22 protein-coding genes are annotated in these 23,341 nt (G+C 44.0%); 15 read left to right on the top strand and 7 right to left on the bottom strand.

Features of this window, described 5'->3' with window-relative positions; genetic code table 11:
• Nucleotides 1-10: 10 nt before the first annotated feature.
• Complete coding sequence (locus MKZ09_RS19565; RefSeq protein ID WP_076133757.1) at nucleotides 11-874, bottom strand: pentapeptide repeat-containing protein; 864 nt, start codon at nucleotides 872-874, stop codon at nucleotides 11-13.
• A gap of 164 nt (nucleotides 875-1,038) precedes the next feature.
• Here MKZ09_RS19565 and MKZ09_RS19560 point away from each other — a divergent pair, with 164 nt between their 5' ends.
• Nucleotides 1,039-3,294, top strand: coding sequence for a type IA DNA topoisomerase (locus MKZ09_RS19560; protein WP_076201348.1), 2,256 nt, complete (start codon nucleotides 1,039-1,041; stop codon nucleotides 3,292-3,294).
• Nucleotides 3,295-3,954: 660 nt separating this feature from the next.
• Here the strand turns inward: MKZ09_RS19560 and MKZ09_RS19555 are convergent.
• The 3 genes from MKZ09_RS19555 to MKZ09_RS19545 form a co-directional block, all read right to left on the bottom strand.
• Complete coding sequence (locus MKZ09_RS19555; RefSeq protein WP_076133756.1) at nucleotides 3,955-4,458, bottom strand: DinB family protein; 504 nt, start codon at nucleotides 4,456-4,458, stop codon at nucleotides 3,955-3,957.
• Nucleotides 4,459-4,744: 286 nt separating this feature from the next.
• Nucleotides 4,745-5,191: a hypothetical protein gene (locus tag MKZ09_RS19550; protein WP_172628828.1), complete on the bottom strand. Its 447-nt coding sequence runs from the start codon at nucleotides 5,189-5,191 to the stop codon at nucleotides 4,745-4,747.
• Nucleotides 5,175-5,645 carry a MerR family transcriptional regulator gene (locus MKZ09_RS19545; protein ID WP_076200853.1) on the bottom strand — a complete coding sequence of 157 codons (471 nt, stop codon included), beginning with the start codon at nucleotides 5,643-5,645 and terminating at the stop codon, nucleotides 5,175-5,177. The genes MKZ09_RS19550 and MKZ09_RS19545 overlap by 17 nt, the downstream gene beginning before the upstream one ends.
• A gap of 253 nt (nucleotides 5,646-5,898) precedes the next feature.
• Here MKZ09_RS19545 and MKZ09_RS19540 point away from each other — a divergent pair, with 253 nt between their 5' ends.
• The 12 genes from MKZ09_RS19540 to MKZ09_RS19485 all read left to right on the top strand — a co-directional run bounded on the left by MKZ09_RS19540 (nucleotide 5,899) and on the right by MKZ09_RS19485 (nucleotide 18,529).
• A complete protein-coding gene (locus tag MKZ09_RS19540) occupies nucleotides 5,899-6,387 on the top strand; it encodes a YfbM family protein (RefSeq protein WP_076200854.1) in 489 nt (162 codons plus the stop codon).
• Nucleotides 6,388-6,546: 159 nt separating this feature from the next.
• Nucleotides 6,547-7,002 (top strand): DinB family protein, encoded by a 456-nt coding sequence (locus MKZ09_RS19535; protein ID WP_076200855.1) that lies wholly within the window; start codon nucleotides 6,547-6,549, stop codon nucleotides 7,000-7,002.
• Nucleotides 7,003-7,311: 309 nt separating this feature from the next.
• Nucleotides 7,312-8,304 carry a helix-turn-helix transcriptional regulator gene (locus tag MKZ09_RS19530; RefSeq protein ID WP_076133752.1) on the top strand — a complete coding sequence of 331 codons (993 nt, stop codon included), beginning with the start codon at nucleotides 7,312-7,314 and terminating at the stop codon, nucleotides 8,302-8,304.
• Nucleotides 8,305-8,762: 458 nt separating this feature from the next.
• A complete protein-coding gene (locus tag MKZ09_RS19525; RefSeq protein ID WP_076200856.1) occupies nucleotides 8,763-9,629 on the top strand; it encodes a GNAT family N-acetyltransferase in 867 nt (288 codons plus the stop codon).
• A 256-nt stretch (nucleotides 9,630-9,885) separates the two neighbouring features.
• On the top strand, nucleotides 9,886-10,452 hold the full coding sequence (locus MKZ09_RS19520) for a MarR family winged helix-turn-helix transcriptional regulator (RefSeq protein ID WP_076200857.1): 567 nt from the start codon (nucleotides 9,886-9,888) through the stop codon (nucleotides 10,450-10,452).
• Nucleotides 10,453-10,561: 109 nt separating this feature from the next.
• Nucleotides 10,562-11,065: a hypothetical protein gene (locus MKZ09_RS19515; RefSeq protein ID WP_172628827.1), complete on the top strand. Its 504-nt coding sequence runs from the start codon at nucleotides 10,562-10,564 to the stop codon at nucleotides 11,063-11,065.
• Between the two features lie 2 nt (nucleotides 11,066-11,067).
• A complete protein-coding gene (locus tag MKZ09_RS19510; RefSeq protein ID WP_076133749.1) occupies nucleotides 11,068-11,934 on the top strand; it encodes an SDR family oxidoreductase in 867 nt (288 codons plus the stop codon).
• A 542-nt stretch (nucleotides 11,935-12,476) separates the two neighbouring features.
• Nucleotides 12,477-14,618 (top strand): peptide ABC transporter substrate-binding protein, encoded by a 2,142-nt coding sequence (locus MKZ09_RS19505; protein ID WP_076133748.1) that lies wholly within the window; start codon nucleotides 12,477-12,479, stop codon nucleotides 14,616-14,618.
• A 75-nt stretch (nucleotides 14,619-14,693) separates the two neighbouring features.
• Nucleotides 14,694-15,656: an ABC transporter permease gene (locus MKZ09_RS19500; protein ID WP_036687660.1), complete on the top strand. Its 963-nt coding sequence runs from the start codon at nucleotides 14,694-14,696 to the stop codon at nucleotides 15,654-15,656.
• A 36-nt stretch (nucleotides 15,657-15,692) separates the two neighbouring features.
• Nucleotides 15,693-16,595, top strand: a complete 903-nt coding sequence (locus tag MKZ09_RS19495; protein ID WP_081383373.1) for an ABC transporter permease — start codon at nucleotides 15,693-15,695, stop codon at nucleotides 16,593-16,595.
• 1 nt (nucleotide 16,596) lies between these two features.
• The gene (locus tag MKZ09_RS19490) at nucleotides 16,597-17,583 is read left to right on the top strand and encodes an ABC transporter ATP-binding protein (RefSeq protein WP_076200858.1); all 987 of its coding nucleotides are present in this window, start codon (nucleotides 16,597-16,599) and stop codon (nucleotides 17,581-17,583) included.
• Nucleotides 17,573-18,529 (top strand): ABC transporter ATP-binding protein, encoded by a 957-nt coding sequence (locus tag MKZ09_RS19485; RefSeq protein WP_076133745.1) that lies wholly within the window; start codon nucleotides 17,573-17,575, stop codon nucleotides 18,527-18,529. The genes MKZ09_RS19490 and MKZ09_RS19485 overlap by 11 nt, the downstream gene beginning before the upstream one ends.
• Nucleotides 18,530-18,671: 142 nt before the next feature.
• Here the strand turns inward: MKZ09_RS19485 and MKZ09_RS19480 are convergent, their stop codons facing one another.
• From MKZ09_RS19480 to MKZ09_RS19470, 3 genes are all read right to left on the bottom strand, one after another.
• Entirely contained in the window at nucleotides 18,672-19,379 is a 708-nt protein-coding gene (locus MKZ09_RS19480; protein ID WP_076200860.1) for a thioredoxin domain-containing protein, read from the bottom strand.
• 109 nt (nucleotides 19,380-19,488) lie between these two features.
• On the bottom strand, nucleotides 19,489-20,235 hold the full coding sequence (locus tag MKZ09_RS19475) for an HAD family hydrolase (protein WP_076098782.1): 747 nt from the start codon (nucleotides 20,233-20,235) through the stop codon (nucleotides 19,489-19,491).
• A 36-nt stretch (nucleotides 20,236-20,271) separates the two neighbouring features.
• Nucleotides 20,272-21,189, bottom strand: a complete 918-nt coding sequence (locus MKZ09_RS19470; RefSeq protein WP_076200863.1) for an ArsR/SmtB family transcription factor — start codon at nucleotides 21,187-21,189, stop codon at nucleotides 20,272-20,274.
• Between the two features lie 178 nt (nucleotides 21,190-21,367).
• On the opposite strand from MKZ09_RS19470, the gene MKZ09_RS19465 reads away from it, so the two are divergent.
• Both MKZ09_RS19465 and MKZ09_RS19460 read left to right on the top strand, forming a co-directional pair.
• On the top strand, nucleotides 21,368-22,504 hold the full coding sequence (locus MKZ09_RS19465; RefSeq protein WP_370510606.1) for an MFS transporter: 1,137 nt from the start codon (nucleotides 21,368-21,370) through the stop codon (nucleotides 22,502-22,504).
• A gap of 90 nt (nucleotides 22,505-22,594) precedes the next feature.
• Nucleotides 22,595-23,320 carry a phosphonate ABC transporter ATP-binding protein gene (locus MKZ09_RS19460; protein ID WP_036687647.1) on the top strand — a complete coding sequence of 242 codons (726 nt, stop codon included), beginning with the start codon at nucleotides 22,595-22,597 and terminating at the stop codon, nucleotides 23,318-23,320.
• Nucleotides 23,321-23,341: the final 21 nt, after the last annotated feature.

The raw sequence follows: 23,341 nt of genomic DNA, 5'->3' as shown, positions 1-23,341 counted from the left end.
CTTTTTTCATTTAATGAGAGTGCCAATGGTCAGGGCAGAAGAGTGTTGCTGGTAATTTTGTGAGAGCATTACCTTTTGCCGCATTGATCTGTGCCTGAGTGAGAAAGAGAGCTTCTGCTAAATTAGCACCTCTGAGGTCAGTATCGCGAAAGTCTGCCCCAATAAGATCGGCACCTCTGAGATCAGCGTCCCTAAGGTCTGCAGCTATTAAATAGGCTCCTCTCAAATTGGCGCCTCTAAGATCGGCTCCTTTGAGCTTAGCTCCTATTAGGTCGGCACCTCGACTGAAATTCTTCGCTGATTTCTTTAGTTTACGGCGAGCCTCAGTTCGTACAAGCTCACTGACCTGCAACAGTAACATATTGATTTGTGCTCGATGAGCGGCAACATCCACTTTTACAAGAGCTTCAGGATTAAGTAAAGTGAGCTGTTCCGTTTCATCGAGAGCTGTTTGCAGCTCAGTATGGATTGTGCGGGTTATTTCTAAGTTCAAAGATTCATGTAAATACCAAAGCAGCTCGTGCAAATGCCACATGATCGGAAATACCTCGAACATCTGCTTCGCAGTTTTCGGCTTTTTCCTCCAGTCTTCTCCAGCATAAGTGACTTGAGAAATCTTTTGCCCAGCTCCAAAACAGTCATAGACCGTACAACCACGATAGCCTAATTCTCTTAGCTCTGTATGTACACCACAGCGAAAGTCCGACTGTAGATTGTGACACGGCTGTCCAGCGTCTTTGTCTCTAGCGAAATCTACGGAAGCAGCAAAAGGTAATGCGGCACAACATAAGCCGAAGCACTGCTCACAATCCGCCTTCAGGGCAGAGAGGCTTCGATCAGAAAAAGGTTCTGTAAATCTGTGATTCTCATACAAGGTTTGTTTCCCTCCGATACATGAATACGCTTATACCAATTTATTTTAAATCAAACGAAAGACTATGAAAAGTCCGGTCGATTAAAAAAAACCGAGGTTAATGTTATAATAGAGTACTGGACCTGTTTTGGACTTAAGAACGAGAAGGTAAGGAGCGAATGTTTTTGAAGACACTGATTATTGCGGAGAAACCGGACATGGGGCGGAATATCGCCGCCGCAATAGAACCAAAGGCTAAAAATTACCGTTCCTATCTTGAAGGGGAGCAGTACATTATTACATGGGCAATAGGGCATCTAATCGGATTGGCTGAGCCGGATGCATATGATGTGAAATACAAAAAATGGAATATTAATGATCTTCCCATTATTCCGGACCAATTCAAGCTGGTTCCTAATGCGCGGACCATTGATCAGCTGAAGGTAATCGGAGAGCTGGCTAAACGAAGCGATCTGCTAGTAAATTCTTGTGACGCCGGGCGAGAAGGCCAGCATATATTTTCGCTCATTCAGCGGCATTTGAAGCTTGAACATCCTGTGAAACGGCTGTGGATTTCCGATTTGACACCAGAGACAATCCGCAAAGGCTTTCAAGAGCTAAAGGATGGGGCGGAGTACGAGAATCTAACAAAAGCGGCAAAAGCGCGCAGTGAAGCCGATTGGCTAATCGGTATGAACGGATCACGTGCATTTACTACGAAACATAATGTGCTGCTGTCGGTGGGGAGAGTTCAAACCCCAGTTCTCGCACTTATTTATGATCGCCAGAAGACGATTGAGGCGTTCTCATCCCTTAAGTTTTTTGAGGTAGAGGGCCATTTTACACAAAATGAAATGACTTATAAAGGTATGTGGCAGGGTGACCGGCTCACTGATGGTGAGAAGGCGGAGGCGCTGGCTGTCAAGGTCAAAGGAAAACCGGGACGAATTGACTCTTATGAGGTTAAGGAAACGAAAGAGTACCCGAATAAACTGTATGATTTGACGCTGCTGCAGCGGGAGGCGAATGGGAAGTACGCTTTTTCCGCTAAAAAAACACTCGATATCGCACAAGCATTATATGAAAAGCATAAGGTGATATCCTATCCGCGGACGAATTCTAACTATGTTACAGAACAAAATATTCCGGAGATGCATAAGACTTTATCTGCGCTCCAAGGGACGGCTTATGATGAATGGGTGAAAGGTGCGAATCGTAATCTCGTTCATAAAGGAAACAAATTTATCTGCAATCCCTCCAAGGTCGAGGATCACCATGCGATTTTGCCTACATATCGTAAAGCAACAGGGCTTAGTGCGGATGAGGGAAAACTGTATGATTTGATTGTGCGGCGCTTTTTGTCACAGTTCTATCCGGCTGCGGAATACAAAGTGCATACGGTTATGACTGATGTAGAGGATGAAAAGTTCAAAACTACTGTTAAGGAATTATTAAGCCTCGGCTGGAAGGTCATTTACGCGGACCAGAAAAAAGACAAAGCGAAGTCGTCCAAGGGAAAAAACAAGGATGATGAGGAAGACGAAGAGATTGAAGTGAATGAACCGTTCGCAATTGCTCCGACAGATGAAGTGACCTGTAGTGACGCTATCGTTAAAGAGAAAGATACACAGCCACCAAAACACTATACGGAAGGCACGCTGCTTAGAGCGATGGAAAGTGCCGGAAAGCAGATTGAGGACGAAGAGCTTCGGGATGCTATGAAGGATTCAGGGCTGGGTACTCCAGCCACCCGTGCTGCAACCATTGAACGGCTTAAGAATGTCGGATACATTGAAATGCAAGGTAAAAAAATCGCCATCACGCAAAAAGGACGAACGGCTATTGAACTGATACGTGGAGCGGGCATCGAGCTGTTGACTTCACCTGAAATGACCGGCCAGTGGGAACGACGCTTGAACGAGATATCCAGAGGTACGGCGTCGGACGGACAATTTATGGAGAATGTAAAAAGATTTGCCTGCATGATTGTGGACAAGGTTCGTGTGCAGTCTCGGGCGTCCAAAACTTCTTTTGAAGGGGAAACTCCTTCTGTGAATACAGGGGCTAAAGGTCGGAGTGGTGGAGGTACATCTCGTAAAACCAGCGATAAACCTGCCGCGCCAAGAAAACGTAAACCAGCTAACGAAGAGGGATCAGCAAATTCTGGTCCGAAAATTATCGGAAACTGCCCGCGTCCTGGTTGTGGCGGGATGATTTTTATGGGTAAAAAAGGCTACGGCTGCTCTCATTACAAAGAAGGCTGCAAGTTCGTGATCTGGAAAGAGAACCACGGGCGTACCCTTACAGATACACAAGTAAAGGCATTGATTGAAAAAGGCCGTACGGGTAAGCTGAAGCTTGCGAGTGAAGACGGCACCCCGCTGGAAGGGAAACTTGTGCTTAATAATATAGATACAGGACAATTAACAGTGGAGTCATAGTCTAACTGGAAGTTTGTATGGATCATGAGTGATGGCAGCACATTTGCATGTACGAAGCCGCTAGCGGACACAGATGACCCTAAACGCGGGAATACGTCCTTTTTGGACTGCTATCGGACCGCATAGTCGTTATTGGCATAAAAAGGGCTATATATGCACCGCTTGCGGGAGAATAGCAGCACTGGAGTCCGCAAACTTGCTCCAATGGCAATAAATTCGCCAATAGCGTCAGCTGGGTCCGTAGTCAAGACTATTAGTCGGACTCGCCGTATATGGGATATGGTTTCGGTATCGGCTGTGGGAGACTATATATTTTACACATAAAATTCATTATTTAAAGAGTGAAGGACATACCAAAGAAAATAAAATGTTAGACTATATTTGTTGGTTTAACACGGTTTCTGAGTTTGCAAATTGTCAACTTTTAATTAATAAGTTTTAGACTGACTCATTAAAAGAAGCAGCGGCAGAACAAGACTTAATAAATAAGTCTTAGACTGCCGCGGTTGTTTTTAACTAACGTTTCCCGTTAGTTCAATAAATCTTAACCTCAATCCACGTGGCTCAACTTACCCGTTAGATCAATTGATTTTCAATCCTATGATAAAATACTTATAAATCCCACTATAGCCAAATGACCAAAGTGGATATAATCTTACTCTAAATTACTGGAGGTAGCGCTCCGTACTCGGCCCACTGCTCTTTTGTCGGGCCGTATAGATCGGGCACACGAAGGCCTGCCTGACGCATCAGGACTGTCATCTGACCACGATGATGAATCTCATGCTTTACGAGAATATCCAGCATTAAGCCGTTTGGCCATTGATCACCATACATATCGCTCATGATAAGCAGATTCTCATCTTTCCAACTGGACTGTATAGCATCAAGGAATGCTTGTGAGGTCCTCTTATAGACTGACGCGATGTCTGCTGCCGAAGCTGGCACCGGCATATCTTCGTCCGGTCCTTCGAAAGACAGTCCCGTCCGAGATGGCATTTCGTGCAACGTCTGTACAAGGTGCCATGCAACACGTCCAAGCGTTCTATGATCGCTTGTTATCTGTTGGTCAAGAGACTTATCGGTCAGCATCTCCAGTGTCCGCATTGTTGCTTCCGTTTCATTCTGCCAAGTTGCGGCAAAATCTTTAATGTGTTTATACATATCCAACATCTCCTTTTTGTAATGGAATCAAGTTTATTATACCGAACACTAGTTCGCAAGTAAATATTCACATTTACATAAACTACTCCGGTTAACCAAACGAAGCTACCGAAAATCATTGCGCTAATCCCGAAATGAAATAAACTACGTAGGGTTAATATTTTTGATCATTTTGTTTACGCTAGCCTGCCCGTTAATTGAACAAACGCAGCCTAACGTGTTTGAGCTTACGTGTCCCGTTAGCGTATTGTAAATCACTGGAAGTGATGAAACGCAGCTTAGTTCTTCAACCCTCCCTACTGGTTTGTGGCAATTGACCTCCGAAGTCTTTTTCCTTCATTCTTATACCCAATATGATAAAAGCGACATAGATTAGTATGGCAATCGAATCGATTAACGTATCCATAAGTGCCGAAACATCATAAAATGCTGTTACTCCGAGAATGACCATCAGACGAACGAGCAGAAGTGACGCGATTGTCCATGCAGCAGACCGAATCTTCGATCGCTCGCTTTGAAATGACAGAATAATGAATATAATACCGAAGACCAGATTCTCTGCGGTGATAATGTGCCAGACATACGTAAAAATTATCCGTGTATCCATGGCTATATCATTCACAAGGAGCGTCGGCAGTACAGCAGATTGCCCGTTCCAAGCGTGCGTAACAGCAAACAGTATCGCAAGAACGCCAGCAATCAGATAATAATAATTCTTAATTTTGATGTCCATCACAATCCTCCTTAGTTATTCCAGGATCCTTGTGAAGATCCCGGTAAATCTCCCGAACGAACACTGCAAGCCGCTGGTCACTTTCATGATTAAAGTCCCTTACCGCTTCAACGGCTACGTCGAGCAACCGACTGACCTTTTCAAGATGTGCAATTTTTTTTTGTGTTTCTGCTTTTTTGGCATCAAGGAATTCAGCGACCTCCTGGTAATAAGCAGGATCTACACTTTGCATTCTGTGGAACTGAAACTTCCCCTTGATTTCTTCTAGAGAAAAGTCCGCATACTGCATGATTTGAATATTCATCAAATCGACAAGGTCTTCCTTTGAATACCTACGGTAAGAATTGTGTCCCCTGGACGGCGATACGATTCCAATACGGTCATAATACCGAAGCGTATCCTTCGGAATACCAAGTATCTTAGAAACCTCTTTTATAGAATATTGTTTTTCCATGCATTTACAATAACATTGGAGTAAACTCCAATGTCAATTCTTTTTTACACGGTATTCAGGTAATCTGCCCGTTAGCTTATGAAACGCCTGCCAGTCTAATACTTTATTTTCTCTGAACAACTTGTGCACACAAGATATAATGATTACGTAGGGGGCTGATCTTCACTCTTTTTCTATCCTGTGGGATAAATCCAGAGGTTACATTTTGATAGGGTAGTATAGTCACTACTAGAATGAAAGGAAGGTTGACATCATGGGAATGCGTGGATATTACTTCGCTATGGATGATAATCTAGTGCAGCAAATTATTGCAGGCGACATTGCATTGAATAGCTTGAAAATAGATGATTATCCCGGACTGGACGTTGATAGATCCTGGGAGGCGATTCACTACTTGCTTTGTGGAGCTATTTCCGATGGAGAGGCCCCTCTTGGTTATGTAGTTCCGCTGACATCAGACAAAGGCATCGATTTTGGCTCATTCGGGGCGTTTTCCTTACGTGCCGAGCAAGTTGCAGAAGCGCATCAGGCTATTTCTGAGCTGGATGAAGTGCAGCTCCGCTTGCGGTATGATTTCCCGGCTATGGTTAAGGAAGAAGTGTACCCTCTTGAACCTGATATTGTTTCAGACGAGGATAAGGATGCGTTCTTTGCCTACCTGCTACAGCATTTTAACGAAATCCGGCGTTTCTACAGCCAAGCTGTAGCCGAGGGCAAAGGCCTCAGCTTTTATATTTTCTGATTCTAACCAAAAGACGATATACGTCTACTGATTCCATTGAGCGCGATAAAAAACAGAGCCTTGGACTGATGAAGATTATGACGATTAGAGAAAATAAATGACCCATTACGGGAAACGGTAGGTTCAATTAATCAATGAGACGAAGAGGGGGAAACGAAAATGAAGACGATCAAGTGTATGATGGACCACCTGTACTGGGCGGACGCACAAATCTTAGAAGCGCTCGAGGAGAGTGAGATGAAGAACAAGGACCTTCTGAAGCTGGTTCGGCATGTCGCGGTTGCGGAACGAGTCTGGCTGTCCCGATTGCAGGGCAAGGGTAGTTCGCAATATTCGTTGTGGGAGGAAGCAGAAGACCTGAAGGCGATCCGAACGATGTTCGAAGAAAACGCCGAGCAATATCGTGTGTATATCGAAGGGCTCGAGGAATTTGATTTGGACGTGATGGTCGAATATGCGAACCAGAACGGAGTCCCGTTCCAAACGTCCGTCCGGGACATCCTGTCACAGGTCATTTTACATGGGCAATATCACCGGGGACAGATCAACCGGGCATTTCGGATCGAATTGGCAGAGCCTGTCCAAGTCGATTACATCACGTTCGCGAGACTCTAACAGAGTCTAATCATCACTATTACCCGCAATGAGATGGGCATGGAACTCCTCCGAAATGAACTAGTTTACTCACACAGTCTCATGAATTTGCAGGATTCCACCTTAAGCTAAATATGAGATAAGAAGGAAACAGAGGAGGCGGTGGCTTTGAACAACTATAAGGGCATATGAGATTAAAGGTGAAATGTTGATATTACAAGGCGAGTTAAGGGGAAAATATCCTCTCTTTTCCGCAAGTAGAATCAAGCAATGCAAATTACATTACTCTACAATGACTATAGAGTGGTTGAAACGAGGTGAACAAACCGATTGTACAAGTGGCACAAGCAAATCCAAATAATCGTTAATGAAATTGACGAGTGTATTAAGAATCGTAACAGTGAAGCAATAACGCTACGATTTCTTTCTCACAAGTTAGGTTATTCCGAATTTCATACTACGAGAAAATTCAAGGAAATATCGGGTATGCAATTTAGGGATTATCTACGGCATAGAAAATTAGCCTTTGCACTAAAAGAGGTTCGGGATAGTGAAAAAAGCATTTTGGATATTGCTTTTGATTATGGTTTTTCATCACATGAAGCTTTTACCAGGGCTTTCAAGGGAACATATGGTGTAACTCCAAGTGATTACCGGAAAAAGCCTATGCCTGTCACCCTTCGTACAAAAATAAACTCTTTCGACCGCTACTTTTTCGGATTTGGAGAGATTGGTATGATGAAATCTACAGATGATCTTAACATTTATTTTGTAACCATTCCCACTCACAAATTTTTGCACATTAAAAACTATGAGAGTAATGGATATTGGGATTTCTGGCAAAAGCAAAGTCTTATTACAGGACAGGACTGCGAAACAATTTGCGGCTTACTCGATAGTATCAAGGGCAAATTGGATGACGATGGCGGGAGTGAAACTAACGGTGGCAGCGGTCAGATTATGGCTTACATTAATGACCCGGATGGCAGACTCTGCGATTGGGGTATTCCACGTACAGAGTGTTTTGGTGTACGTCTTCCTTTTGATTATAAAGGTGAAGTACCACCACAAATGCTTATGATTGATGTTCTCGAAGCCGAGTATATTGTTTTTGAACATGGGCCATTCAATTATGAACAGGAAAATCGTAGTGTAGAGGAAAAGATGGAAAGGGCAATGGCAACTTTTAATTTTGCAGACACTGGTTACTGCTTTGATACTTCCCCTGGGAGAATCATTTACGTTTATCACGATCCGGAGCGGTTTTTGAAGTATATCAGGCCAGTAGTGAAGTTGACCTCCAAGCTAATCGAAACAGATTAAGCAGGTGCTATGTGTTGATGAAGAAAATAAGCAGACTGTGGTGTAGTCTCCACAATCATATAGTTGCATGATTAGTTGGATTAGCTGCTTTAGAAGCAATATAAGTTTAAAGGTCCCTATTGTTATTTGAGTGGTTGACAGAATATTCCTATTATCTTATATAGCGGATATCCGAATCAAAAAATCACCTCAGAGCTGTCCCGCGAATTATAGTAGATGGGACCGGGATTCTACCGTTACAAAGAAGCATCGTTGTTGGACGATGGCTAAGAGGGCGTTTATTATAAACGTCAATCAGGGTGGTAACGCGGAGCAACTCCGTCCTTAATGGGATGGGGTTTTTGCGTCTTCATAACTTAATTATTAAATTGGCAGGTGAAAAATCAACAAACCGTAAGAAGAACGATTGGTTCGAAAAATCCGGAAAAACGTTGAGCAGATGAAAGGGGGATATTGCAATGCAATTCAAATTGTATACGGATGTGCATGAGTTTTACAATGATACCTATGGTATGCTGATGCGTCATGAAGCACAAAATTTGATTCCTCTTGGCAATATTATAATTGGGCATGAAGGAAAAGACAAAACAGACTGGCGTGACCCTGTAAATTGGCTTATGGTAACTATTTCGGATGCTAAGGGCATACAACTTACCGCCATAATGACACCGCCACACAATATTACGCTTTATGCAACAGACAACATAATTAATCCAGAAGCTATAAACTGTCTGATAGATGGGCTGAAAGACCGTGAAATTCCAGGTGTGATGACCGAAAAAAACTTGGCAGATTATTTTGCCAAGGAATATACCTTGCGCAAGGGAATAACCTTTAAAACAATGATGAGCCAACGTATATATGAACTTACAGCAGTAAATCCAGACATTCAAAAGGTTGGTGTCGTTCGATTGTTAGATGATAAGGATATTCATTTTTTCCCTTACTGGGCTGAAGCATTTTATGCAGCGGGGAGTTATGGTAAAACAGAAATGTCCATTCCGCAAGATGCAGACCCTTACCTCTACCGAATAGCATCGAAGAAACTCTATATTTTAGAGGACAACGGGATACCCGTATCTATGGCAGGATATACAAGGGAAATGCAGACGGCTATTGGCGTGGCATTTGTTTATACCCCTCCATATGAGCGCGGAAAGGGTTACGCTACTTCAATTGTGGCGCAAATAAGCCAACTTGCATTGGACAAAGGGTTTACTAAGTGCGTCTTATATACGGACTTAGCAAATCCCACATCTAATAGCATCTATCAAAAGATAGGCTATATGCCAATTTGTGATTCGCTCCAGTTAAAATTCGAATAGTAGAATGATGCGGACAGAACTTCTACTACTTTAGAAAATAAGAGCAGAATATTCACTTTACGACGGCGCGTTATGGTGATGTAGGTTCAACAGATTTTGTTGCAAAGGACCTCTTGGATTGAAGATCCTGAAGGTCGACTGATCGAGCTTTGGGAGAATATAGAGTTCCAACCAAATCCAACTGTATAACTCCAGGGTTGACGAGTTATAAAAAAAATGAGTTGACACAAAAGTAGTTAGGGACCATACTACATATATGAACAACAATAATAAAAAAATGAACGACATTGAGGCTATTCCCTCGCTTGTACAATCCAAGCGTCAGATTGATCGTTACAACCTAGACATAGACGCACAGGCTATACTCGTCGCGTCTAGGCTAATGGCAGCGGGAGCCATGCTTGGACACGCCTCTGAGATTCATTTCTCTAGATTCGGTTTATCAACAGGGCGTTATCGTTTATTGGCAGATCTTGAAGATAACGAAGGAGAAGAGTTGCCTTCGCAATTAGCGGAGCATCTAGGCGTTACACGTGCTACAGTGACTGGTCTTATCGACATTCTTGAACGAGATGGGCTAGTATCTCGGCGATTAAGCTCAGACGATGGCCGCCAGAAATCAGTCGTTTTAACGGAAGAAGGAGCGAAGAAGCTCCGTGAAATGGCTCCTGAGCATTTCGCTCGGCTTGAAGCAATGGTGGGGTTGCTCAACATCGAAGAACGCAGCTTATTTCTCGATTTGCTGGGTCGAGTTACACAGGGCATTTCAGCACTTACGGGCGAATTAGGCTCGAAACCAAAGGGAAACATCAGTAATGAGTAGAATTGGGCTAGTGAAGCTAGCCTATTTTTACTCTTATATAGTTAGGCACCTAATTATAATTCGCTGAAATCAATCGTTGAACTATTTCAAAGAAGAAGGGAGCAACTAAATGAACCAGATGAAATACCCGAATCAGACAGATGATGTTTACAGCATCAAGGCTGTTGGTTCCAAGAAAAAGACTTTTGTACTATGGCGTGAAGTTGTAATGGCCTATGCTGCTCCTGCCATTATGGCAGGTATCGGGGGATTGGTTACTGTAGATAGGGGGCTTCAAATAGCGGCATTGACTACTATTGGCGGTGCATCGGCCTTGATGGCCTTGATGATTGGACTTTTGTTGCACAGCCGAGTGGGCCGTTTGCGATGGGTCATCGGTGCTCCTCACTTGGTTGTGGTAGGGGTATTCGCAATGGCCGGGTCCTCATTTGGGCTATACGCTGCATGGGTGACATCTGTTGTAGTTGAAATTATGATTCCGAGCAATCACTTGGCCTGGGTAAATCGTGTCTGGATCGATTTCCCGTTGTCTGGATTCATAGCGAGCACGATAGTGACATGGCGGTGGCGACTTGCCTTCACAACTAATTTTTCATCCAAAAGGAGAAGATAAAAATGATAGTTATTATCGGAGCAACAGGTACGATTGGAAGTGTGCTTTTGGAACGTTTGGTTGATCTTGGCGTACCTGTCAGGGCGCTGAGCAGAGAGCCAGAGAAGTTGCGTGATCAAATCGGAGAGAAAGGCCGATCGACTACTGAGGTCGCAAGGGTAGATGCTTCCGATCCTGAATCGCTGCGACGTGTGTTTACAGGTGCTAGCCAGCTCTTCCTTGCCATGTCCAACAGTCCAAGACAAATCGAATTGGAAACCTCAATCATTCAGATTGCCACCGAATCTGGAATCAAACACATCGTAAAAATATCCAGTCCAGCTTATGAGCAGAGCTCTCCAGTGGCAGTGGCGGGCTGGCATCAAGAAATTGAAAACACGTTGAGGGAATCGGGTATCACCCATACCGTATTGCGCCCTTATGCGTTCATGCAAAATTTAATGCGCTTTGCACCAACGATCACAACCCAAAATGTTTTCTTCGGCTCTATGGGCGTTTCACCGTGTAACTTTATTGACTGTCGCGATATTGCAGACGTTGCCGCAGAAGTTCTGACCAACCACAAGGTATCAGGCCATATATATACGCTTACTGGTTCGGAGATTTTCAGTTATCCACAGATCGCGAGTCGACTATCTGCCCTGCTTAATCGGCCGATAAGTTACATCAACATGGAACCTCAAGTACTACTCCGTAATCTTATTGAGCATGGGAATCTGCCTCCTTGGCTCGCGAACCACGTTGTGGAAATTCAAACCATGTCTAGGATGGTGCCAGAAAGTCCAAATGACACTGTGAAGCGTTTGCTCGGCAGAGATCCACGCACACTAGACGCCTTTCTACATGAGTGTGTAGATAATTTCCGGTAGAGGCGGAGTCCACCTATTCTGATATTTGTATCGATAGCAGTATTTTATTCCGATTCCCATATCTCAATGGTTCAGAGTGTATCCCAAAAGTCTTAAAATGACTGCTGGGATACACTCTTTTTATTATGTTCTATGGAACTCATAGAACTTGTTCTTCTATAGCATTTATAACAGCAATACAAGAAATAAGCTAAAATTCGTCAATAAGTTAGTGTTATTTACGAAATAAAACTAAAAAAACTAATAAAATATTAACGAAAAGTTCATATTCAACAAATAAGTTATATTAATTATAACTAGTTATGCTAACTAACGTAACATTTTTTCTTGACAATCTTTGTGGAAAATTTTAGAATGTAAGCGATTACTCTTAGTTTTCTAAGTGAGATTCAAAAGAAGACATTCGAAACTTCACAAACAAACATCTGAGTTTAAATTTAGGGGGGCAAAACATGAGAAGGTGAAGGATAACATCATAGATAACAAAAAATAAAATGTTATTTTTTAGATTCATGACTATGTACGAGGGGGTTCACTTGAGGATGAAAAAAAAGAACGCGTTCTTAGCTCTACTTTTGTCATTTTCTTTGTTATCTGTGACTGCTTGCAGTAATTCCTCTAATAGTGCCAATGAGAACGGTAAAAATGCTGCAGGCAATAGCAATACTTCGGTAAAAGCAACCAGTGATGTAGGTCAAACGGCAGTTAAGAATGAAGGCGCTTCTGATCTTGAAATTAAAGCGGGAAGTTCGGTAACCGTTTTCAATCCAAAGATCCCGACGCTCGATCCTACACAATGGCAAGGACAAATTCTGGTAGGGCAAGGAACTTTGCTCGAAGGGCTTTATGGCTACAATCAGGATAATGAAATCGTTCCGAAAATTGCGACAGGTTATACCGTCTCCGATGACAAAAAAACTTGGACATTTACCCTCCGTAAAGATGCCAAATGGTCAAACGGCGATCCAGTAACCGCCCATGATTTTTATTTTTCTTATATGTATCAATTGGATCCAGCAAACACAACCGCACAACTTTGGCTAAGCGTACTTAATTTTGTGAAGAACGGATATGCATACCATGCCGGATCAGTAAGTAAAGAAGAAGTTGGTCTAAAAGTAGTTGATGATTACACGCTGGAAATTACGACCACGCTGCCTCACGCTATTCTGGGGGATATGGTTCTTTCCGGGTCGATGCCTATGAATCCTAAAGCGGTCGAAGCGAACCCTGGTAAGTGGTTTGAACCGGGGAATTTTGTGAGCAATGGCCCTTACATGGTTAAATCTTTTACACCTAACGGTGAACTCGTCATGGTGAGCAATCCGAATTATGTAGGTGCAGCTGGCCAGCTTAATCACGGTAATGTAGAGACCATCCATGTTCTTCCGGCAACAACTGTGCCGGTGGAGGATTATATGTCCGGCCATGCGGATGTCGTTCTAATCCAAAGCGCGTCTGATTTACAATACGTGAAGAAAACGGATGAGCTAAAGTCCCAGCTGTATACTGCAGCGACATATGCGATCAAATATTTGCTCTGGAGCAACCCGACAACGGAATCTCCATATGACAAAAAAGAGGTGCGCCAGGCTATCGCTAAAGCGATCCAGCGTAAACCGATCGTAGAATCGGTGCTGAACGGCATGGGCGGTGCGACCAATATCTTTGCTTCTCCAGGCTGGCCAACGGAAAAACTGGAGCAAGGACTTCCGGAAGATCTGGAGGCAGCCAAACAATTGTTGAAGGATGCCGGTTATGAAGGTGGTAAAGGTCTGCCAACCTTATCGCTGTATGTTGGGGTCAAGCAAGTAGATGCTCAGGGTGAACAAATTGCTTTGGCGCTAGGTCAATTACTCCAACAAAATCTTGGCATCAAAACAGAGCTAGTTCAGCTCAATGAGGCGCAGTTTAACGCTTATCAGTACAGCGGACCTCAGGGCGACGCAAAACCAGGCTTTATCCTGGCGTCGGGCGCAACCAACTGGAGTGAACCAGGAAGTTTGGACATGGGTGCAACGCAGCAACTATATTCCATAGGAACACTGGATGCCCCGTTAGAAGCTACGAAACAATTCGTGGCTTGGACCAAGGAAACTTATTATAAACCGGCCATTGAAAAATATGGGGATCCGGATAATAAGAACGCCGGTGTGGAATGGAGCGACTGGGCAGCATTAGAAAAAGCTGCTAAAGAGGATATCGCCTTCTTGGATAAATGGACAGCAGAGCAGCCTGCGGATTGGCAGCCTTATCTGAAACAACCGGGGCTTCCAACGGCCGCTGAACAATGGCAACAGATCGTAGACCTTTGGAAAAATGCTAAAAATAGCGATGAAAAACATGCCGCCTTTGTAACCGCTTGGACCTTCGTAGCACCAAACGCGCCAGGTGGCAAGTTGAATCAAAATGCACTTGATGTACAGGTATATTACAACAGTTATCAATCTGATACCTTAAGAGATTTGAGAATGTGGCAAGCGCAATTCGTAAATGCGCTGACCGTCGAAGACGCTGCTCCTATCGCGGCTAAGGTAGTTAATAACCTGCTCGAGGAAGCTTATGCTGTTCCGTTATATTATCAACAGCAATACTTCTTGGTAAAACCTGGCATTACAGGAGTGCAATCAAATCCTTGGGCATGGGGCAACTTCTATGGGCTGCATCTTTTATCTGTAGAATAATCCTAAATGGGTTGAATAATTACCAATCGCGGGCGCCAATTATGGTGCCCGTGAATCGGTAAAGGAGGGTCGGATTTGACCATATTGAAATTTATTTCAAAGCGCATTTTACAAATTATTATCACTTTAATCTTGGTCATTTCAGTTAGCTATACCATGATGTATTATTCACCTGGCGGTTTCATGAATACGAATACCATGGCTACGGCACTGGCTCCGCTGCAAGGGCAAAACCCTGTTCTCTACCAACAAGTCATGGACCAATTTCAAAGCCGGTATGGTTTGAATTTACCGCTGTGGCAGCAAATCATGAAGTATATTTGGCATCAATTAACCTTCGATTTCGGTAATTCGATGCAGAATCCATCTTTGCAAATTGCGACTCAACTGAAGCAGGCTTTGCCGATCAGTACACTTCTGGCCTTTGGATCTGTTGTTCTTTCGGTAATTATCGGGGTTCCGCTTGGCATTATTGCAGCACTCAAACGTAACACTTGGATCGATTATGTTGTTAGCACCATCTCATTGACGGGTCAGGCCATTCCGGCATTTGTTCTCGCGGTGATTATGGTTTTGTTATTTGGTGTTGTGTTTCAAGGGATTCTGCCTGTAACGGGATGGGGTCACTGGAGGCAAGCAATTTTGCCGATTATTTGTTTATCTGCGGCGAATGTCGGTGTTGTTGCCAGATATATGCGGGGCAGTCTGATCGAAACTATGAGGTCGGATTTTATGCGAACCGCAAAAGCTAAGGGTGTCAAATACTGGCCGATGATATTTAAGCATGGTGTTAAAAACTCGCTGACTGCGATGATAACCGTCATTGGACCTCAATTTGCTTTTACAGTGATGGGCACGATCTGGGTGGAGCAAATTTTCGCCATTCCAGCGCTTGGTCAGGTGATGCAGACGGCATTTACCAGTTTCGACTATCCGCTCGCCATCACATCTGTATTTCTGCTGGGATCCATGATTATGATTATGAATTTACTCGTTGACATTATTTATGCCTTTATTGATCCGCGTGTCAGATTATAAGCGGCACAGACTATACGAACCTAGGAGGGGGAGCAATTGGCTGGCACAGTTGCAGCAACTCAATCGGATGTAGCTTTGAAGAGAAAAAAGAATCTTCAGAGATCCCAGTTTTATCAAGGTTGGAAGCGATTTAAAAGACATCGTCTTGCCGTTATTGGTTTGGTCTGGGTTATCCTTTTTTTGATCGCGGGGATTATTGGACCTTGGGTGGCCCCATATGACTATCGCACGGGGGATTTTTTGGCCATCAATCAAGGGCCGACCTGGCAGCATATTTTTGGTACGGATAATGTGGGGCATGACATGTTCAGCCAGATTCTGTTCAGTGTTCGAAGTGCTCTGATTATTGCTTTTGGCGCGACTTTGGTCAGCTTCATCATTGGAATCATATTGGGCTTGTGGGCCGGATTGCGCGGCGGAATCGCCGATATGATTATTATGCGTGCTGTGGATTTCATGATGACTTTGCCGGGATTTTTGTTCGCCTTGATATTAGTCATTATGCTGGGACGTGGGTATTTATCTTTGATTCTAGCAATTGGAATTCCGGGCTGGGCGGGGTATGCACGCTTGATCCGAAGTCTGGTCCTAAGTATGCGGGACGGGGAGATGGTGGAAGCGGCAAGAGCGTTAGGCGCATCTCAGGCGCATATTGCCAGAAGGTATATGTTGCCGAATGTTATCGGCAGTATGGGTGTCTCTCTCGCCTTCGGGATTCCCGGTGATCTCATCCAGATTGCAGGCTTAAGTATTTTTGGCATGGGGCTTCGGCCGCCAATCCCTTCATTTGGGAGTATGATTGCCCAAGCCAGTGAGAATATTCTCGGCTTTCCATGGCTGTTGTATTTTCCGGCAGGTATCTTTGCAATAACCTTGCTTTCGTTTCTGTTTGTAGCAGACGGTCTCCAGGAAGCATTCAGTCCAAAAGGAGGCAATTAATATGGGTCAACCACTACTTTCTATTGATGACCTTCATGTGAAGTTTTCCCGCAGTGAAGATGAAGTTTATGCCGTAAACGGCGTCAGTTTTTCAATCAATGAAAATGAATCTTTAGGGATTGTTGGTGAAAGTGGCTCCGGCAAGTCCGTTACATTGATGTCATCAATTGGGCTTATCCGCGAAAATGGAAAAATAACATCGGGGACAGCTCAGTTTAATGGTAAGGACTTACTTAAAATGCGTCCCAAACAATTAGAAGATACTCGTGGACGTGACATCGGCGTTGTTTTTCAAGATCCGATGACCAGCTTGAACCCGATCATGCGTATCGGGGATCAAATAATGGAAGCCATGCTTACGCATCAATATGCAAACCGAAAGGAAGCTTTTGACCGAACCATTCAGCTCTTGCATGAAATGGGGATTCCGGATCCCAAATCACGGTTTAAAAGTTATCCTCACGAATTTTCCGGGGGTATGCGCCAACGTATTATGATTGCTATTGCTTTGGCATGTGAACCACAATTATTGATTGCCGATGAGCCAACAACCGCGCTTGATGTCACTGTGCAGATGCAGATTCTTGCACTATTGCAGGAATTACGCAGAAAACATGGGATGAGCGTAGTGATGGTAACGCATGATTTTGGCCTTGCGACCAACTTTTGTGACAAAATCATTGTGATGTACGGGGGCCAAATCATGGAGAAAGCCACCACGGACAAGTTCATAAGTGAGGCAGCGCATCCCTATTCACTTGGATTGAAACGTTCCATTATCGAAGTGGGCCACAAGGGAAAAGAAATAATGCCTATTCCAAAGACGGCAAAGACACTTACACAGACATTGACCGGCTGCCCATTTGCCGATCGTTGCTTCTATACAACTGAACGGTGTCAGAATGAAGTACCCAAGCTTCGAGATTTTAGCACCGATCATCAGATCGCCTGCCATCATGCTGAGGAGGTCGCTTCCTATGCCCAATAATCCGCTCTTGCGCGTAGAAAATGTCTCGAAAACTTTTCGGGTACAAGGAAAAAAGCTGCATGCCATCGAGAATGTTTCCTTTACACTGGAAGCGGGGAAAACACTGGGGCTTGTTGGGGAAAGCGGCTCGGGAAAATCAACCTTAGGGCGAATGGTTCTGCGTCTACTCGAATCTGACAAAGGAAAAATATTTTTTGAGGATGTTGAACTCTCAAAGGCAAATAAAGAAAAGCTGCGGGCAATGCGCCGGGATATGCAAATTATTTTCCAGGATCCCAAGGCGAGCCTCAGCCCGAGAATGACGGTAGGAGACGCTATTGAAGATGCAATGGCAATCCACAAAATCGGAACTAAACTAAGCCGGCATGAGCGTGTGATCGAACTTCTTGAGCGGGTCGGTTTGCCTTCTGAAGTCCAATACGCTTATCCGCATGAACTGTCAGGGGGACAATTGCAGCGGGTTGGGATTGCCAGAGCGTTGTCACTGAATCCCAAATTGCTTATTTGTGATGAACCGGTGTCCGCATTGGATGTATCTATTCAGGTTCAAGTCATTCAACTACTAAAGGATTTGCAGAAGGAGTTTAACCTGACTTATATCTTTATTTCGCATAATTTGGCAGTAGTGGAGTATTTGAGTGATGATATCGCGGTTCTTTATTTAGGAGAGGTGGTTGAGCAAGCTCCGGCGGATGAATTGTTCAAGAAACCTACGCATCCTTACACGCAGGTCCTGCTAAATTCGATTTTGAAGATTCCGGATAGTGTGGAGCAGAAGCAGCAGATGGTGTCCATTCAAGGCGAGGTGCCATCACCGCTTAACCCACCAAGTGGATGCACTTTTCATCCGCGGTGTTCTTTTGCCTCGGATGTATGTATGGCTGTCAAGCCTGAACGGAAAATCGTGTCAGAAGGCCATAGTGCCGTTTGTCATTTGGTAGAATAAGCAGTGGCTTAATTAAGTAATCAGCAGATGACTTCTGTATATCACAGAAGTCATCTTTTTTAATTCATAGACACAAAAAATCCCTGTAAGAAGGTCACTTTTTTCAAAGTGAACAGCTTATAGGGCACAAGTTAAAGGCTGCTTACTGCTTGTCAATCGCTGCTGCTAACCCTTCATAGGAAGAATCCTGGAGCAGCACTCCGTTCACCATAAATTTAGGAGTACCGTTCACTCCGTAGGAACCAGCGATCTTAAAGTCTTCTTTTACATCGAACATGTAGGTATGATTCTTGAGATCTGTTTCAAATTGAGCGTAATCAATGCCCTCGATGTTATTCTTAACGAATTTTAGAATGAATTTCTGAGTGGCCCAAATTTCGCTCTCATCGCCTTGATTAGCGTACAGCTTATGAAGGTATTCCCAGAACTTCTCGTTGCTTTGCTTGTAGATGGCTTCGCCGGCGCTAGCTGCAAGATAAGAGTCCCGGTCCAAAAATGCAAAGTTCATGAAGAAAAGTTCCGCTTTTCCGGTATCCACGTAGTCTTTAATAAAAGTATCCAGATACTTTTCAGTCCACATTTTGCAGGCGGGACATTTGAAATCTGCGAATTCGATAACTTTAACTTTGGCATCAGGACTTCCAAGATGAGGTTGCTTCTCATATTTCAGCCCATCAACAACAATGCTTCCCTTTACGTCGGTGTAGTTGGGTAGATCTGCTGTATCATCAGTCTTATTGCTTAAGATGAAAACAATTACAGCGAGAAGGATTACAACAACGACACCTAATATCATGGGAAGCAAAGGTCTTTTGGTCTGAGATTGTTTAGCTGACACTTTCTTATTCATATCTCACCTCCTAGATAATATAGGAATACTATAAAAATAGTATAATCATCCAGTAGGTAGTGTAGATATGTCATTTGTAACAATGCTACGTAACGTTGTAGCTAGATTATTAGTTTTTGAATTTAGCGGCTGAGCGAATGACAGGAGGCACCTCGTGGATGGACGAAATAGTCATTACGGCTTGCTGCATCTCTTGCTCCAGCTCGATAAGGTTATAGCTCCATTCATTTTGTTGCTTCAGGTAAATACTGTTAATGCCTGCGGTAACTGCGGGAAGTACATCTGTACGTAACGAGTTGCCAATCATCCAAGTACGTTTGCGGTCAAAGCTTTGGGTAGCCAAAATATTTTCAAGTGCCTCAACATTTTTATGCTTCCGAATATAGATACGATCGTCAAAGTAAGCATCCAGCTTCATTTGTTCAATTTTACGTTGCTGAATGGTGTCGTCCCCGCCAGTATACAAGAATAAATGGTGACCCTCTTGCTTCAGCGTATCGAGTGTTTCAACCATGCCAGGGTAAGCTTCAATTTCTTGGTCATAGACGCTTAGACCGAGCTTGTGTAATTGCTGCTCTTGAAAACGATCTGTCGGACGGTTATATTTGGCGCAGAAATAACGGTAGGTGGCGATTAAGGATTTAGGGAAGTTGTCGCTGGCCAGGCCACTCGTGTTGACGGTATCAACATCAATTTCTATTTGCTTGCTGCGTAATTCACTGGTGCTTGGGCCAAATTCATTAAACCAATCAGTCATGAGCTCGAAATATTGCCCTAAAATTAAATCGAAATATTTGTTGCAGTGAACCAGCGTATCATCTAGATCAAAAATTACTTGTTGAGTTGTGTATTTCATATCTCTCACTCCTTGGATCTGTATCTGTATAGTGTTCTATAGGTGAATATAAGATTCTAGAAACATTTGAAGCTCAGAAGCGCCGTCTGGACGGATACTGAAGCGCTCGTCTTGTTCCCCGCGAAGATGGATACGGAGTAAACCGGCTACGCGTAGGATCATTAGGTGATGCATAAGCATTTCTCTGGATTGATTTAGATCGGACTGCATCTCCCATAGAGATTTGGGTTCATGGGCGACATACCGAAGCAATCGGAGTCTGGTTGGATCTGACAGCGCCTTGGTCATGCGCAATAGCACCATCGGTGGCTCATTTTCATCTTCCAATGGCACATCTACAGGATACTGTACAATCACCATAGTTTTGTAGAAGCAGTAGGTGTTGATTGGTCGATTATGAACGGTAGGCAATAATACTATAGTCTTAAGATCCCGTATATCCTCGAAAACTACACCACCGGATGCGTATTCAATTAAAGAAATAGGATCCATTTTGCTTTCCAGCATTTTTTTCTCAGAGGCATCTTCAATTAATAACGGTAAAATCTTGTGTTCTACATGACGGAAATATTGCTCATACCAGAGTCTAAGAAGCGGACTATAGCTGCTCTTGATCCGGGAAGCTTCATCTAAGGTGAAATCATGAATTAACGGTGCGATCTGCTGATAACACTCTTCTATAGAAGCTGAATCCAGATCATCCAGGAAATGCAGCACTGATGTTGCGGGCCCTCGGCTATAAACCCAAGCATATAACACATCATAATCTGTAAATGGCCACTCGGCAGCTTGCATGAGAGCTGTTACTTTATGAGGAGTAATGCGATCTTCCACATCACTTACCCAGTGGGGACCGAGGTCTAAATTGGAGATCCATTTTCTGGTTACATATATCATAAAACTGTCCAGCAGTTCATAAACCGGCGATACGTCGATTTTTAATTCGTAATCCATGTAACATGCACCCCCAGAAATCCGTAACTTCTACATATTATCTCTTGTTTTGAAGAGGGTTGTCCACTATAATGTTCGGTGTTTGCCAATTGGCGTTAGATCACATCATTGTTTTTATTATAGGGGGATATCATCCGTGTCAGACCGGCTTAAAGTATCTATACGAAGTAATAGCAAAATGACTTTCATGATTCTTATTACCGCTACTATAGCCGCAGGGCTTAGCCAAGGGCTGTTGCTGCCCATTCTATCCATCCTTTTGGAGCAAAAAGGAGTCTCCTCGTCACTGAACGGACTGAATGCTGCTGCGCTATACATAGGATCATTTGGGATGACCTTGATTGCTGAACGTGTTCTTGGAGCGGTTGGATTTAAAAAATTGATAGCTGGTGGGATTAGTTTAGTCTTAGTAAGCTTGCTCATGTTTCCCTTTTTTACAGGGATCAAGGTATGGTTTGTATTGCGTCTGCTTGTGGGGGTGGGCGATGCTGCGATTAATTACGGGGCTCAGCTTTGGGTTCTGCTCATGACACCTGCCGAGCATCGTGGACGTAATCTTTCACTATATGGCATGTCCTATGGTCTGGGTTTTAGCTTGGGACCACTTGGGATTAGTCTGCTGCGTTATGGACAGGCAGTGCCTTTTATTGTTCTCGCATTTCTATTTTTGTTAGTCTTAATCCTTGTGACTACAATTCTGCCGGATTCCCGGCCAGATAAAGCGGAGAGTGGTGAAAGCCAGGTTCGCCGTTTCGGTCGCTGTTACAGCTTAGCCTGGTTCGCTTTAATTCCAGCCCTTTTATATGGCTTTATGGAAGCTAGCTTAAATAGCAGCTTTCCGGTATATGGTCTGCGTATCGGTTACAGCACAGATCAAATTGCAGCATTATTGCCTTTTGCGGGGATCGGAGGACTGCTTCTGCAGTTTCCATTAGGTCTGTGGAGCGACCGGTTTGGCCGCAAGCGGGTACTGATTATTGCCGGGATCGGAGGCGGGATCGCCTTTACGATGTTGCCGCTGGCAGGTGATCATTTTACGTTGACAATGGTGCTTCTGATGATCGCAGGAGGACTAGTGGGCTCCTTTTTCTCGTTAGGGCTAAGTCTGGCCGCGGATATTTTGCCACGACATCTACTGCCAGCTGCCAATGTGGTTGCTTCTTTCCATTTTAGTATTGGCAGTATTATCGGCCCCGGTATCGGTGGTTTGTTGCTGCAAGTGGGCTTAAGCGGCGGTATTTTTGCCCTGATGGGTGGTTTATATATCGTGTTCGGCTTGCTTGGGTTATTATTCTCGCCACAACCTAGAAATTGAGGTAAGATAAGAACGAGTGCTCGCATGGAAATTGAACTCACATTCAGAGTACACTATAGATTATAGATGAAGACAGGGAGAGGCTGAACTATGATCACAGTTGAACACTTAGCCAAGGCAGTTGGGGAAGACAAAAATCCGGTCCTGCAGGATATAGGATTTCAATTAGAGCCGGGTGAGCTCGTAGCCATACTTGGAGCGAGTGGGAGCGGTAAGACCACTTTATTACGCTGTTTAGCGCTGCGAGAGAAGTGGGACAGAGGGAATTTTAGAGTGGACGGTACGGATATTATGGCGAGTGCCTTTTCCGGAAAAAGAAAAATCCGCCGGGAGTGGGCTTATCTGGAGCAGAATGCAGAGCTCAATCCTAACCGCACAGCGCTGAAAAACGTGCTGATCGGCCAGTCCGCACAGACGCCAATGTGGCGTATGGTTACAGGGATGGTTCGTTCAGATGATTATATGGGTGCGATGGATGAATTAGATGCCCTTGGACTTCTAGACAAAGCGAAGATGAAGACTAGCCAGCTAAGCGGTGGTGAACGCCAGCGTGTAGCGATTGCTAGAGCATTAACTCATGGTGCCAAAGTAATTCTAGCGGATGAACCGGTTACGGGTCTGGACCCCAAATCGGCAGAGAGTGTATTGGAAACTTTGCGCAGACTCTGTAAAGAGACGGGTCTTACCGTAGTGACGGTGCTGCCTATTGAACTGGCAGAACGTTTCGCTTCACGTATATGGGTACTAGAAGATGGGCGAATTAAGCATGATATAAAGGGACGTAGATTAACGTCTCAGGAACGAGCGAATTTGTAAAGTTCGGACACGGATAAGGAA

The organism is Paenibacillus sp. FSL R5-0908, from assembly GCF_038006245.1.
Lineage (GTDB): Bacteria > Bacillota > Bacilli > Paenibacillales > Paenibacillaceae > Paenibacillus_AQ > Paenibacillus_AQ odorifer.
This window is presented reverse-complemented; position numbering and strand designations above follow the sequence as displayed.